This is a genomic window from Ruegeria sp. MALMAid1280, from assembly GCF_049195285.1.
Lineage (GTDB): Bacteria > Pseudomonadota > Alphaproteobacteria > Rhodobacterales > Rhodobacteraceae > Ruegeria.
In genome coordinates this window covers 1-13,928 of the sequence record NZ_JBMIRT010000049.1, presented here as the reverse complement: position 1 = coordinate 13,928, position 13,928 = coordinate 1, and the positions used below count along the sequence as shown (strand labels likewise).

The following is a 13,928-nucleotide window of genomic DNA, read 5'->3' as shown; positions in this document are numbered from 1 at the left end:
GCGCTATTTGGTGCCGAACATCCGGTCCCCGGCATCGCCGAGACCGGGCATGATGTAGCCCTTCGAATTCAACTCGCGGTCCAGGGACGCGGTGACGATTTTCACATCCGGATGCGCCTCTTTCATACGCGCGACACCTTCGGGCGCGGCCAGCAGGCAAAGGAAACGGATATCTGTGGCACCCGCCTCTTTCAGCAGGTCAATCGCCGCGGCTGAGCTGTTGCCAGTGGCCAGCATCGGATCAACGGCAATCACCAGACGGTCCTTCAACCCCTCGGGCGCCTTGAAGTAATACTGCACCGGTTTCAGCGTCTCTTCGTCGCGATACAGACCAACAAACCCGACACGCGCCGAGGGGACCAGTTCCAGCACCCCGTCCAGCATCCCGTTGCCGGCGCGTAGGATCGACACAAGTGCCAGTTTCTTGCCGGCCAGAATGGGCGCATCCATCTCCTCCATCGGGGTTTCGATGTGGCGGGTGGTCAGCTTCAGCTCACGCGTGACCTCATAGGCCAGCAGCAGCGTGATCTCGCGCAGCAACTGCCGGAAAACAGCGGTCGAGGTGCCTTTGTCCCGCATGAGCGTCAGCTTATGTTGCACCAGCGGGTGATCAACGACGGTCAGGTGTTCGCTCATTTTTTCTCCAGTCTTTTCTTGACCCGCGCACGGGTGTCTTCATCACAGAAGGCCGCGTTCAGGGCCGTCTCATTCAGGGCAGCAAAGTCTTCGGCCTCCCAGCCGAAGGCTTTGCTTAGCATCTCATATTCGCGCCGCATGGTGGTGTGGAAAAACGGCGGGTCGTCGGTTGATACAGTGACGTTGACCCCGTGGTCGCGCAACCGGGCAATCGGATGCGCCGCGAAATCGGGAAACAGCCCCAGAACCACGTTCGAGCCGGGGCAGACCTCAAGCGTCACCTCTCGGTCGACCAGTTCGCGGATCAGGTCGGTGTCCTCGATGGCCCGGACACCGTGGCCAACACGCTCCACCCCCAGATCGCGCACTGCATCACGCACGCTTTCGGGGCCACCGAATTCACCGGCATGAGTGGTCAGACGCAGCCCGGCTTCGCGGGCGCAGTCGAAGGCCCATTTGTAATCGCGCTGCGTGCCGACGGATTCGTTGCCGCCCATTCCAAAGCCGGTGATCCAGTCCCCGGCGGTCTCGGCAGCGCAATAGGCGCTGCGTTTGGCCTGCTCCGGCCCGAAATGGCGCACGCAAGTCACAACGCCGCGCAGGGTGATATCGAACTTGCGCTCGGCCTCGTCTGCTGCGTCCTGAATGGCATTCAGATAATCGCGCCAGGCGTGCAGGTCGCCGCCGCCACAGAAGTCTGGGCTGAGGAAGGTTTCCGAATAAACCACTCCGTTTGCAGCGCTTTCTTCGAGGATAGCCAGCGTCAGGCGGCGAAAATCCTCGGGTGTTTTCAGCACTTCGCAAGCGGCTTCGTACACGCTGAGAAAATGCGCGAAATCGCGGAAGTCATAGCTGCCGTCAGGTTTGAAAATCCCGCTCAGGTCGATGCGTTTTTCATGCGCCAACTGACGGATAAAGGCGGGTGGTGCCGCACCTTCGTGATGCAGGTGCAATTCGATCTTGGACAGGTCACCGACGGTCATAGGAAACTCTTCCCCGGCCCTTGGGCCGGAATGTTCAGGTGATGCGCGATACTGGCGGCGACGTCGGCGAAATTGACCGGGCCGATCTGACCAGCGCCCTGTCCGGCGATCAGTACGGGCACTTGTTCGCGCGTGTGATCTGTGCCGATCCAGCTGGGGTCATTGCCGTGATCGGCGGTCAGCAGCATCAGATCACCGGGGCGTAGACGCGCCATAATGGCACCGATCTCGCGGTCGAACCACTCCAGCGCGCGGGCATATCCGCTGATGTCGCGGCGGTGGCCATATAGGCTGTCGAACTCGACGAAATTGGCGAAGTTCAGGCTACCCTCTTCGGCCTCATCGACCAGATCGGACAGGTGGCCCATCAACTCGGCATCCGAACCTTTGCGCAGTGTATCGATCCCCTGCATCGAGAAAATGTCGCCGATCTTGCCCACCGCGTGAACGCGCCGCCCGGCATCCTGCGCCCAGTTGGTCAGCACCGGCGCAGGCGGCAAGATGGCGAAATCCTTGCGGTTCGTGGTACGGGCAAAGCCCTGTTCGGGCGAACCGACAAAGGGCCGCGCAATGACACGGCCAACCTTCATCTCATGCAGACGCGGGGCCAGCGCCTTGCACATGTTCAGCAGACGATCGAGGCCAAAGCTCTCTTCATGGGCGGCGATCTGAAAGACACTGTCGGCCGAGGTGTAGCAGATCGGCCATCCCGTGCGCATATGCTCGGCCCCCAACTCGGCAATGATCGTCGTGCCCGAGGCATGACAATCACCCAGAATGCCGTCGGTTCCGGCGGCCTCGGCAGCAGCGGCGCTTAAATCGGTGGGAAAGGACGGCGTTTTGTCCGGGAAATAGTGCCAGTCCCACGGCACCGGCAGCCCGGCCAGTTCCCAATGGCCCGAGGGCGTGTCCTTGCCCGGAGAAAACTCGCGCGCGCAGCCCCACAAACCTTTGGGTTCGGCCTGCAATCCGGGTGTCTCCGCGCCCGAAGCCAAACGCGTCGCGGCCCCCAAGCCAAGCGCATCCAGATTGGGCAGGTTCAGCGGGCCAGAACGCCTCTGCTCGGCCCGCCCTTCGGCGCAGGCCTGCGCGATATGGGCCAGAGTGTTCGCACCGGTATCCGGGGTTTCGCCGTTAAAGAACCGATCGGCATCCGGCGCGCCACCGATGCCTACTGAATCCATCACGACAAGAAAGGCGCGGGTCACGACAGGATCCTTTCATGCACAAGTGTCGGCATCAGCCCTGCATCCGGACTGATTTTTATGGCCTTTTTCACCGCTTCAGCAGCCCGTTTCGCGGCGTCTTCGCGCGCCGCGTGGACAACCGCCAAAGGCGCGCCCTTGTCGATCCTGTCACCCAGCCGGACAATATCCGACAGGCCAACTGCCGGGTCGATCACGTCATCTTCAACCTGCCGACCGCCGCCCAGCGCGACCACGGACAGGCCCAGGGCCTCACCATCCAATGCCGTGATGTAACCACTGGATTCGGCGGGAACCTCAAGGATCACGCTGGCTTCGGGCAGGTAACGGGACCAGTTGTCGACAAACTGCAACGGCCCACCCACGGCGGCCATCATACGGCCGAACCGCTCGGCGGCGCGACCGTCGCGGATGACGTCGGTGATCTTGTCGCGCCCCTCGTCAGCGGTTGCGAACATACCTGCATCGGCCAGCAGCACCCCGCCCAACTCGGCCGAGATCTCGGCCAGCGGTGCGTCATATGCCTTGGTCAGCACCTTCATCACCTCGGCCACCTCCAGCGCGTTGCCCAGCGCCGGGGCCAGGGGTTGGTGCATGTCCGTGATCACCGCCGAGGTCCGGCACCCAGCCGCGTTTGCCGTTTCCGTCAGGGCCTGCGCCAGATTACGGGCATCCTCCAGCGTCTTCATGAACGCGCCAGAGCCAACCTTGACGTCCAGCACCAGTGCCTCGGGGCTGGCGGCCAGTTTCTTGGACAGGATCGAGGCGGTTATCAGGTCCAGGCTTTCCACCGTCGCCGTCACATCGCGGATCGCATAGAGCCGCTTGTCCGCAGGTGCAATCTGCCCCGTCGCACCGACAATTGCTGCGCCGGTGTCGCGCAGGATCTGGGACAGACGTTCCTGCCCGATCTGGGTGCTGACGCCGGGAATGGATTCCAGCTTGTCCAGCGTACCGCCGGTATGGCCCAGCCCACGGCCCGAGATCATCGGAACATAGGCCCCAAGTTCGGCCAACGCCGGGGCCAAAACCAGTGAGACGCTGTCACCCACCCCGCCGGTCGAGTGTTTGTCGATCACGGGGCCGTCGAAATCCCAGCTCAGCACGTCGCCGCTGTCGCGCATGGCGACTGTCAGATCGGCGCGCCCCTGCGCGCCCAGTCCGCCCATGCAGACGGCCATGGCAAAGGCGCCAGCCTGCGCGTCGGTGACGCCGCCATCGGCCAAGCCTTGCGCGAACCATGTCAGTTCCTCACCGGTGGGCACCTGCCCCCGGCGCAGTTTTGCGATGATCGAACGGGCGTCCATGGGCTCAGGCACCCTCCATATGCGAGGCGTCGAAAGCCCCCGGCAGCAGGTCGCCGATGGTGGTTTCAAACTCGGCCCCGTCAACCGTGGCCAGCGTCACCTTGACATCCCGCTTGCCGAATTCGGCCAATTTCTGGCGGCACCCCCCGCAGGGCGGCACCGGTTGCGGAGAGGACGCGACCACGTAAACCTCGGTCAGGCTCTGTTCGCCCGCAGCGACCATGGCGGCGATGGCCCCGGCCTCGGCACAGGTGCCTTCAGGATACGCCACGTTTTCAACATTGCAGCCGAAATAAACCACGCCCGACGCCGACCGGATTGCTGCGCCAACCTTGAAGTTCGAATAGGGCGCATAGGCTTTTTCCCGGACGGAGAGTGCGGCGTCTTTCAAAGTCATGGCGATTCCCCAATTTTTGATCATCTGGTCAGAAAGGCATACCCTAAATGAAACCGTCCGGGGAGTTGAAGCCCCGAGCGACAGATTCCTTAGCCTAGCGTCGTATTGAACGTCCCCGGAAGCGTAACCTCCAACAGCTCAACATCGTCCGAAGGGTCAGCCAGCCGGGTGCGCATACCGGGCGGAATGACGAAAGCATCGCCCTGTTCAAGACGGAAGGGATCGCGGTCTTCGCCCTCAAGCGTGACCTCTCCGTTCATGACAAAGGTAAAGTGGATATCCGTATCGTGGGTCGCCCAGACCGGATCGCCCTGCCCTTTGCGCACGACCTGCACCCCGGCGACGCCCTTAGTGTTCTCGGCGATGGTCGTGTCGCGGCAGATATACCCCGGCAGACGGAACGGAGCCCATTCGGCCCCCGCGGCCTGATTGAAGACGAACCGCTGGCCCTGCCACTCGCGTTCGGGGCGGTAGTGGGGCGTGGGCAACTCCATCTCGTGATCGATCTCGGTAACGTGCTCGGCCGGAACGCCGATCTCGATCACCTGCACATTGTCTGAGGCCTCCAGCACGCGGTGGCGGATTTCCGGCGGCTGGATAAAGCAATCGCCCGCAGTCAGGCGCATCTTGTCGCCCTGATCTTCGTAGACCACATCGACCCAGCCATGGATGCAGAAGATCAGCTGAAATCCAACCTTGTGGAAATGCAACATATCGGGAACAGGCCCACCGTCGGGAATGCGAATGTGGCTGGCGATGATCGATCCGCCCAACCGGTCCGGCACCAGATCGCGATAGTGCATACCTGCCCGCCCGATGATCCAAGGCGCCTGATCTTTCAGCCTGCGCACCACGAAGGAATGCACCGTTTCCGGCATGACCAGAGGCGGGTTCAATTCGTCGATCTCAACGCGGGTGCCGTTGGGGGCGACAAGGCTGCGCCGACCCTCTGCGAAGTCATCCGGGCTGTCCGTCAGAATACGCAGCGTACCGGGCGATTCCGGCGCGTCTTTCTCGATCCTCAGGCGCAGGCCATGGCCCGAGAACACGGCGACACGCGGGTCATCGGCGGGATAGATCATGTCCATCCGCATCCCCAGAACCTTGGTAAAAAACGGGATATCGTCGCGCAATTCCTGCGTTGGCAGGCGGATTTCAGCTTGGGTCTGACTGTGTGGTTTGGTCATTGGTGGTCTCACCGGCCTTGGCTTTTGGCCATCCGATCAGAACGGCGGCCAAAATGCCAATCGAAAAGAACAACTCGAGCGTTTCTTCCAGCACGAACAGACGGGTCGCCATGGCGGCTGTCATCTCGGCGCCGATGGCACTGCTGACCTCTTCCAACCCCTGCGCGACAACGGCGCACGTACCGGCCAGAAAGAACACCAGTAGAAACGGCGCCCGCGCCTTCATTGCCCGCCAGGCGTTCGGAACCCCGTGCCAGGCAACCCCACCCAGCACGATCACCGCCAGCACCACCCGCACCACCGTCATATCCAGCAGGACATCCAGACCGTGCAAAATAAAGTAGGGCGTGCTGTCTACTGCATAGATATCGGCCTCAAGCTCTCGTTCCGCCAGCAACAGCAGAACCACGCCAATATACAAGCGGCTGATCCCCCGGTATCGGCACAATGCCGCCAATCCAGCAACCAGCAAAGCCGCGGCCGAGCCGGTTTCGATCAGTCCGCCTTCTTGGTTGAACACCGCCGCCTGCACCGGCCACAGCGAGATGGCGCACAGGATTACAACACCCAGAACGATGGACGCGCTGAACACAGTTCCAAATTTGCTTTTGTTCGACGCAAGGGACGCGCCCATCTCGACGTCTTTCTGATAGCTCATGCCGGTCTTCTCGATGCAAAAGGGGGTGAGTTCAAAAGTTGCGGGACTGTAAATGTTTTGCGGCGGAAATCAAGCGCAGCGGCAAATCGGCCCGCCCTGCGTTCTTGAGTGACGTAGCGTAGCCAAGCCCCGGAAATTAGTTTAAGGCCAAATCAAATTTCTGAAGGGAGCTGAATTTCGATGTCGGATACACCCAGTTTGCGGCAGGCCGCGCTTGAATATCACGCCCATCCAAAACCCGGGAAGCTTGAAATCAAGGCGACCAAGCCGATGGCCAACGGCCGTGATCTGGCTCGTGCCTATTCACCCGGTGTGGCCGAAGCCAGCCTTGAGATCAAGGCGGATGCCGACAACGCGGAACGCTATACCGCGCGCGGCAATCTGGTGGCGGTTGTCTCGAACGGGACGGCGGTTCTGGGGCTGGGCAATATCGGTGCGCTGGCCTCGAAACCGGTGATGGAGGGCAAGGCGGTTCTGTTCAAGAAATTCGCAGGCATCGACTGTTTCGATATCGAGGTCGATCAGCCCGACCCGGAAAAGCTGGCCGATATCGTCTGCGCGCTGGAACCGACCTTTGGCGCCATCAACCTCGAAGACATCAAGGCCCCCGATTGCTTTATCGTCGAAAAGCTGTGCCGCGAGCGGATGAACATTCCGGTTTTTCACGATGATCAGCACGGTACGGCCATCGTGGTCGGCGCGGCCGCCAAGAACGCGCTGCACGTGGCGGGCAAGAAATTCGAGGATATCAAGGTCGTCTCGACCGGCGGCGGCGCAGCGGGGATCGCCTGCCTCAGCATGTTGGTGAAACTGGGCGTCAAACGCGAGAACATCTGGCTGTGCGACATTCATGGATTGGTCTACGAAGGCCGCGCCGAGGACATGAACCCGCACAAGGACCAGTTCGCGCAGAAATCCGACCTGCGCACGCTGGACGATGTGATTGGTGACGCCGACCTGTTCCTTGGCCTCAGCGGCCCCAATGTGCTCAAGCCCGAGATGGTCGAGAAAATGGCCAAGCGCCCGATCATCTTTGCGCTGGCCAATCCGACGCCTGAGATTCTGCCGCAAGCCGCCCGTGAAGTCGCGCCGGACGCGATCATCGCCACCGGCCGCAGCGATTTTCCCAATCAGGTCAACAACGTCCTTTGCTTCCCCTTCATCTTCCGCGGTGCACTGGATGTGGGCGCGACCGAGATCAACGACGAAATGCAGATCGCCTGCGTCGACGGCATCGCCGAGATGGCCCGCGCCACAACCAGCGCCGAAGCCGCCGCGGCCTATAAGGGCGAACAACTGACGTTCGGCCCGGATTACCTGATCCCGAAACCGTTTGACCCGCGACTGGTGGGCGTCGTGTCGTCCTCGGTGGCCAAGGCGGCGATGGACAGCGGCGTCGCCAAGCGCCCGATCGACGATATCGAGGCATATAAAGAGCGTCTGAACCAAAGCGTGTTCAAATCGGCCCTGCTGATGCGGCCCGTATTCGAGGCCGCCGCAGTTGCCTCGCGCCGGATCGTATTTGCCGAAGGCGAGGATGAACGTGTCCTGCGCGCTGCGCAGGCCATTCTGGAGGAAACCACAGAAACGCCCATCCTGATCGGTCGCCCCGATGTCATCAGTGCCCGGTGCGAGCGGCTGGGCCTGACGGTGCGCCCCGGCGAGGATTTCCAGATCGTGAACCCGCAGGATGACCCGCGCTACTATGACTATTGGAATTCGTATCACGCAATCATGCAGCGCCGCGGCGTGACGCCCGATCTGGCCAAGGCGATCATGCGCACGAACAACACCGCGATTGCCGCCATCATGGTGCAGCGGGGCGAAGCCGACAGCATGATCTGCGGCACTTTCGGCGAGTACCGCTGGCATCTGAACTATGTGCAACAGGTGCTGGCCGATGGCGACCTGCGCCCGCACGGCGCACTGTCCCTGATGATCCTCGAAGACGGCCCCCTGTTCATCGCCGACACCCATGTACGGCAATTGCCAAAACCCGAGGAACTGGCCGAAACCACAATCGGCGCCGCGCGGCATGTGCGCCGTTTCGGTATCGAGCCCAAGATTGCCTTCTGTTCGCAATCGCAATTCGGCAATCAGGCCGAAGGGTCCGGTAAACGTCTGCGCGCCGCGCTGGAAATCCTCGATTCCGAACCGCGCGACTTTACCTATGAAGGTGAGATGAACCTTGATCTGGCGCTGGACCCGGAACTGCGGTCCCGGATTTTCCCGAACTCGCGTCTGGACGGCACGGCAAATGTTCTGATCTTCGCCCATGCGGATGCGGCCAGCGGTGTGCGCAATATCCTGAAGATGAAAGCCGACGGGCTGGAAGTTGGGCCGATCCTGATGGGCATGGGCAACAAGGCGCATATCGTGACGCCGTCCATCACCGCCCGCGGGCTGCTGAACATGGCTGCCATTGCCGGAACCCCGGTAGCGCATTACGGCTAACGCTCGAAACAGAGGCTCAGGTGCCCGTGTCGGCACCTGAGCACATTCTGAGCGCCGGTGATTCTTTGCACGCTGAACTTTGCAGATTTGCAAAAACTCGCACTCCAGACACGCAACTTTGCCCTCTCAAAACACTTTGCAAAAATTTGCAGGCTAATTGGGCATGACCTGCAAATATTTTGCGATAAAGTGACGCCCCGTCATTTCCCTCGCTTGTGCGTTGCCCCCTGCCCACCTTACACACGGCGCAAGGGATTTAAGGAGGAGACCAACGTGGCTTATCAGGACGTTTACGAAAGCTGGAAATCCGATCCAGAGGCATACTGGATGGAGGCCGCTAAAGGGATTGATTGGATTCAACCTCCGACCAAGGCGCTGTTTGACGACAACGCGCCGATGTATGAATGGTTCTGCGATGCCAAGGTCAACACCTGCTGGAACGCGGTGGACCGCCACGTCGAAAACGGCCGCGGAGAGCAGACGGCTATCATCTATGACAGCCCGATCACCCACACCAAGCGCGAGATTTCTTATGTCGAACTGCGCAACCGTGTGGCCAACCTGGCCGGGGCGCTGCGGGCCAAGGGCGTTGAAAAGGGTGACCGGGTCATCATCTACATGCCGATGATCCCCGAAGCGCTCGAGGCGATGCTGGCCTGCGCCCGTCTGGGCGCCGTGCACTCGGTCGTGTTTGGCGGCTTTGCCAGCAACGAACTGGCGGTGCGTATCGACGACGCCAAGCCCAAGGCGATCATCGCCGCGTCCTGTGGTATGGAGCCGGGCCGCGTGGTGCACTACAAACCCCTGCTGGACGGCGCCATCGACATGGCCCGCCACAAGCCCGATTTCTGCGTGATCTTCCAGCGCGAACAGGAAGTGGCGCAGTTGGTCGAGGGGCGTGACTATAACTGGCACGGTTTCCAATACGGGGTCGAACCGGCTGAATGTGTGCCGGTGGACGGCAATGACCCGGCCTATATCCTTTACACCTCGGGCACCACGGGGGCACCCAAGGGCGTCGTGCGCCCAACTGCGGGCCATCTGGTTGCACTAAACTGGACGATGAAGAACATCTATGACGTCGATCCCGGCGATGTGTTCTGGGCCGCGTCAGATGTGGGTTGGGTCGTCGGGCACTCGTATATCTGCTACGCGCCGTTGATCCACGGCAACACCACCATTGTCTTCGAAGGCAAACCGGTCGGCACCCCCGATGCGGGCACCTTCTGGCGGGTGATTTCCGAGCACAAGGTGAAAAGCTTCTTCACCGCCCCCACCGCCATCCGCGCAGTGAAACGCGAAGACCCCAAGGGCGAGGTGCTGGCGAAGTACGACCTGTCCTGCCTGCGTGCACTATATCTGGCGGGCGAACGTGCCGACCCGGATACGATCGAATGGGCTCAGGACGCGCTGAAGGTTCCGGTGATCGACCATTGGTGGCAGACCGAAACCGGTTGGGCCATCGCGGGCAACCCGCTGGGGATCGAGGAACTGCCGATCAAGCTGGGCTCCCCGGCCAAGCCGATGCCGGGTTATGACGTGCAAATTCTGGACGAGGGCGGCCATCCGATGAAGCCGGGCGAGCTGGGTGCGATTGCGGTCAAACTGCCGCTGCCTCCGGGCACCTTGCCGACGCTGTGGAACGCAGAAGAGCGGTTCAAAAGCTCGTACCTGAACCACTTCCCCGGCTACTATGAAACCGGTGATGCGGGGATGATCGATGAGGACGGCTACCTTTATATCATGGCGCGCACCGATGACGTGATCAACGTCGCTGGCCACCGCCTGTCCACTGGGGGGATGGAAGAAGTTCTGGCCGCCCACCCCGACGTCGCCGAATGCGCGGTGATCGGCGTGACCGATCAGCTCAAAGGTCAGATGCCCGTTGGTTTCCTGTGCCTGAACGCGGGCTGCGACCGCAACCATGGTGAGGTCGTGCAGGACGTGGTCAAGCTGGTCCGAGAAAAGATCGGCCCGGTGGCTGCTTTCAAAAAGGCCGTCGTGGTGGATCGCCTGCCAAAGACCCGGTCGGGCAAAATCCTGCGCGGCACGATGGTGTCGATTGCGGACAGCCAGGATTACAAGATGCCCGCAACCATCGACGATCCGGCCATTCTGGACGAGATCACCGTGGCGCTGAAATCCATCGGCTACGCCCAGTAAATGCGCTGCGGGCGGTCTCTGACCGCCCGTTCTGCGCCTTTCCCTTGCAACCGGAACCAAGGCCCCTAATGTCTGACCAAGACAATGAGGCCGCATGACATATTCCGACATCTGGCGACTGAGCGCCACCGACTTGACCGCCCTCACCCGCAGCGGAGACCTGAGCGCCGAAGACGCGGTGCGCGCGGCCATTGACCGGATGCATCAGGTCAACCCGGACCTGAACGCCGTGGTCGAGGATCTTGGCACCGAGGCACTGGAGCGGGCGCGCGGCCTCGATCAGGCTCGGGCGAAAGGAACACCAACCGGACCGCTGCATGGCGTGCCGGTGACCATCAAAATCAACGTCGATCAAAAGGGACACGCCACGTCGAATGGTGTGGTGGCCTTGAAAGACGTGATCGCCCCCGATGACGCGCCCGTTGTGCGCAATCTGCAAAACGCCGGGGCCGTGGTGATCGGGCGGACCAATACGCCCGAGTTCTCGTTCCGCGCCGACACCGACAACCCGCTGCACGGGCGCACACATAACCCTTGGGGGCGGCATATTTCACCCGGCGGATCTTCGGGCGGTGCCGCGGCAGCTGTTATGGCCGGGGTCGGAGCACTGGCGCATGGCAACGACATTGGCGGCAGCCTGCGTTTTCCGGCGGCTGCGAACGGAGCGGTGACAGTAAAGCCTGGCTTGGGCCGCGTGCCGGCATGGAACCCCAGCCAACAAGCCGAGCGTGGTCTTCTGGCGCAATCCATGTCAGTCCAAGGGCTGATCACACGCTGCACCGCCGATCTTCACCTGTCGATGCCCAGCCTGATCGCGGCCGACCCACGCGATCCGTTTCACGTACCGATGCCCTGGCGCGGCGAACCTTTGGATAACCCCATCAAGGTCGCCTTCACCAAGGACACTTTTGGCTATGCCCTGCACCCCGAGGTCGACAAGGCGCTGGATACGGCCCGCGATGCTCTGATCGATGCGGGCTATCAGGTTGAAGAAGTCAGCCCGCCCGATGTGTTCGACTGTGGCCGAACGGGTTACCGCACGCTGATGGGTGAGGTCCTGACCCTGTTGAAAGGCGATATCGAGGCAGCCGGGTCCGAGACAATTCGTGACATCTTTGACGTCTATTTTCAGGAATTCCCGCCCATCACCGGCACCGACATGGTGAAGATGCTGGCCAAACGCACCCACTATGCGCGGGAATGGTCGCTGTTCATGCAGGATTACCCTTTGGTCCTGTCCCCCTTCCTTCCGCAACCGTTCTTTAAACCCGACCGCGACACCGAAGGCGTCGAAGGCGTGCACGAGGTTCTGGGCTGCGCGGTATATTCCTATGCGATGAACTTCCTGGGCTTGCCCGCCGCCAGCGTTCCCGCGCGGCTGGCCGATCTGCCGCAAGGGCCGCAACCGATCAACATCCAGATCGCCGCCCGCCGCTGGCGCGAGGACATGGCGGTTGACGCCGCCGCCGCGATCGAGGCGCGTGTGGGCCAGATGTGCCTGCCGCTTTGGGAAAAAATGGAAGCGGCCAGTCAGGCCGGAACAAGAAAATAGACCCCGGGGTTTTGCGCCCGGGGTCCTCTTGCTTAAATAAACCCGGAAATCTGACAACGAGCGTAGCACCACCTACCCTCGCCGGCGCGAAAACTGCGCAATCATTCAAAAACGCCGCTTGGTGGCCACTCACTCCCACCTAGGCGTGTTCTCCGGGCAAGTTAAGATTAACAAAAGATGAATCAATCGCCTGTGAACTGGATCACATAAGAGAAAAAAGGCGCGTTTCCGGGATTTCAGGTGAACTGTTCCGAGATCAGACGCTCTTCCAGCCCATGCCCCGGATCGAACAGGATACGGTGTTGGATCGAGGGTTCCGAGCGGATCTCGACCCAGTCGATATCGGCAAAGGACACCGAATCCGCGTCGGCCATGACCGGGCGCTTATCGGCGTCCAGCACGTCAAAACGAACCTTGGCGATCTTGGGCAAAAGCGCCCCGCGCCACCGGCGTGGCCGGAACGCGGCAATCGCCGTCAGGGCCAGCACGTCGGACCCGATGGGCAGAATCGGCCCATGCGCCGAATAGTTATAGGCCGTTGATCCGGCTGGCGTAGACAGCAAGGCGCCATCGCAGACCAACTCGGCCATCCGCACCCGCCCGTCGACGCTGATCTTCAGCCGGGCTGCCTGCGGACCCGCGCGCAGCAACGACACCTCGTTGATGGCCAGTGCCTCGTGCAGTTTGCCGGATTGGTCCATTGCCTGCATCGCCAGAGGGTTGATCACCTCTTCTTCGGCCGCAGCCAAACGCTCCATCAGGTCGTCTTCGTGAAACTCATTCATCAGGAACCCGATGGTACCGCAGTTCATGCCATAAACCGGCGTGTCCAGATGCTGCATGTTGTGCAGCGTGTGCAACATGAACCCGTCACCGCCCAGGGCAACCACCACATCCGCATCCCGGGGGGCCGCATTGCCATACAGTTTCACAAGACTGCTCCGCGCGGATTGCGCAACTTCGACGTCGCTGGCGAGAAAGGCGATTCTCTTTGTCATCTTTTCCGGTTTCCGGTGTTACACATTTGGTTCCGAAACAAACATACCTTTCCCCGATAGGCCAGTCTTGACGCCACAGCGGGCCAAATCGTCGCTTTACAGCTTTTGTAGATGTGCCGTTTCCGATAGGAAATCCGCAAGATAATCCCAGCCATGTGGAGCCCCCATGAACGCCAATCTTCGTGATACCGGTTTTTTCACCCAGTCCCTTTCCGACCGTGATCCCGAGCTGTTCGGCTCGATCAGATCCGAGCTGGGCCGTCAGCGCGACGAGATCGAGCTGATCGCGTCCGAGAACATCGTCTCTGCCGCCGTGATGGAGGCGCAGGGCTCGGTGATGACCAACAAATACGCCGAGGGCTATCCCGGTCGCCGCTACTATGGCGGT

General features: G+C 61.3%; 11 protein-coding genes and 1 pseudogene. 4 read left to right on the top strand and 8 right to left on the bottom strand.

Translation table 11 applies throughout. The features are described from left to right. Positions 1–3: 3 nt before the first annotated feature. From upp to ACOQFT_RS11790, 7 genes are all read right to left on the bottom strand, one after another. Positions 4–636 (bottom strand): uracil phosphoribosyltransferase, encoded by a 633-nt coding sequence (gene upp / locus ACOQFT_RS11820; RefSeq protein WP_170443013.1) that lies wholly within the window; start codon positions 634–636, stop codon positions 4–6. Beyond that, positions 633–1,619 (bottom strand): adenosine deaminase, encoded by a 987-nt coding sequence (locus ACOQFT_RS11815; protein WP_421598120.1) that lies wholly within the window; start codon positions 1,617–1,619, stop codon positions 633–635. The genes upp and ACOQFT_RS11815 overlap by 4 nt, the downstream gene beginning before the upstream one ends. Beyond that, complete coding sequence (locus tag ACOQFT_RS11810; protein ID WP_421598119.1) at positions 1,616–2,827, bottom strand: phosphopentomutase; 1,212 nt, start codon at positions 2,825–2,827, stop codon at positions 1,616–1,618. Before ACOQFT_RS11810 ends, ACOQFT_RS11815 begins: the two co-directional genes overlap by 4 nt. Then, positions 2,824–4,131, bottom strand: coding sequence for a thymidine phosphorylase (locus ACOQFT_RS11805; protein WP_421598118.1), 1,308 nt, complete (start codon positions 4,129–4,131; stop codon positions 2,824–2,826). The genes ACOQFT_RS11810 and ACOQFT_RS11805 overlap by 4 nt, the downstream gene beginning before the upstream one ends. A gap of 4 nt (positions 4,132–4,135) precedes the next feature. Next, positions 4,136–4,528 carry a cytidine deaminase gene (locus ACOQFT_RS11800; RefSeq protein ID WP_421598117.1) on the bottom strand — a complete coding sequence of 131 codons (393 nt, stop codon included), beginning with the start codon at positions 4,526–4,528 and terminating at the stop codon, positions 4,136–4,138. An 89-nt stretch (positions 4,529–4,617) separates the two neighbouring features. Then, the gene (locus tag ACOQFT_RS11795) at positions 4,618–5,715 is read right to left on the bottom strand and encodes a cupin domain-containing protein (protein ID WP_421598116.1); all 1,098 of its coding nucleotides are present in this window, start codon (positions 5,713–5,715) and stop codon (positions 4,618–4,620) included. Further along, positions 5,684–6,373, bottom strand: a complete 690-nt coding sequence (locus ACOQFT_RS11790; RefSeq protein ID WP_421598115.1) for a hypothetical protein — start codon at positions 6,371–6,373, stop codon at positions 5,684–5,686. Before ACOQFT_RS11790 ends, ACOQFT_RS11795 begins: the two co-directional genes overlap by 32 nt. A gap of 180 nt (positions 6,374–6,553) precedes the next feature. Between ACOQFT_RS11790 and ACOQFT_RS11785 the strand changes: the two genes are divergently transcribed. The 3 genes from ACOQFT_RS11785 (at position 6,554) to ACOQFT_RS11775 (ending at position 12,542) form a co-directional block, all read left to right on the top strand. Continuing rightward, on the top strand, positions 6,554–8,827 hold the full coding sequence (locus tag ACOQFT_RS11785) for an NADP-dependent malic enzyme (protein WP_421598114.1): 2,274 nt from the start codon (positions 6,554–6,556) through the stop codon (positions 8,825–8,827). Between the two features lie 273 nt (positions 8,828–9,100). Further along, entirely contained in the window at positions 9,101–10,990 is a 1,890-nt protein-coding gene (gene prpE, locus ACOQFT_RS11780; RefSeq protein ID WP_421598113.1) for a propionate-CoA ligase PrpE, read from the top strand. Positions 10,991–11,084: 94 nt separating this feature from the next. Further along, entirely contained in the window at positions 11,085–12,542 is a 1,458-nt protein-coding gene (locus ACOQFT_RS11775) for an amidase family protein (protein WP_421598112.1), read from the top strand. A 236-nt stretch (positions 12,543–12,778) separates the two neighbouring features. Here ACOQFT_RS11775 and ACOQFT_RS11770 read toward each other — a convergent pair whose 3' ends face one another. Continuing rightward, entirely contained in the window at positions 12,779–13,540 is a 762-nt protein-coding gene (locus tag ACOQFT_RS11770) for an NAD kinase (protein ID WP_421598111.1), read from the bottom strand. 166 nt (positions 13,541–13,706) lie between these two features. Between ACOQFT_RS11770 and glyA the strand changes: the two are divergent. Then, positions 13,707–13,928, top strand: a pseudogene (glyA, locus tag ACOQFT_RS11765) (serine hydroxymethyltransferase); the annotation flags it as partial.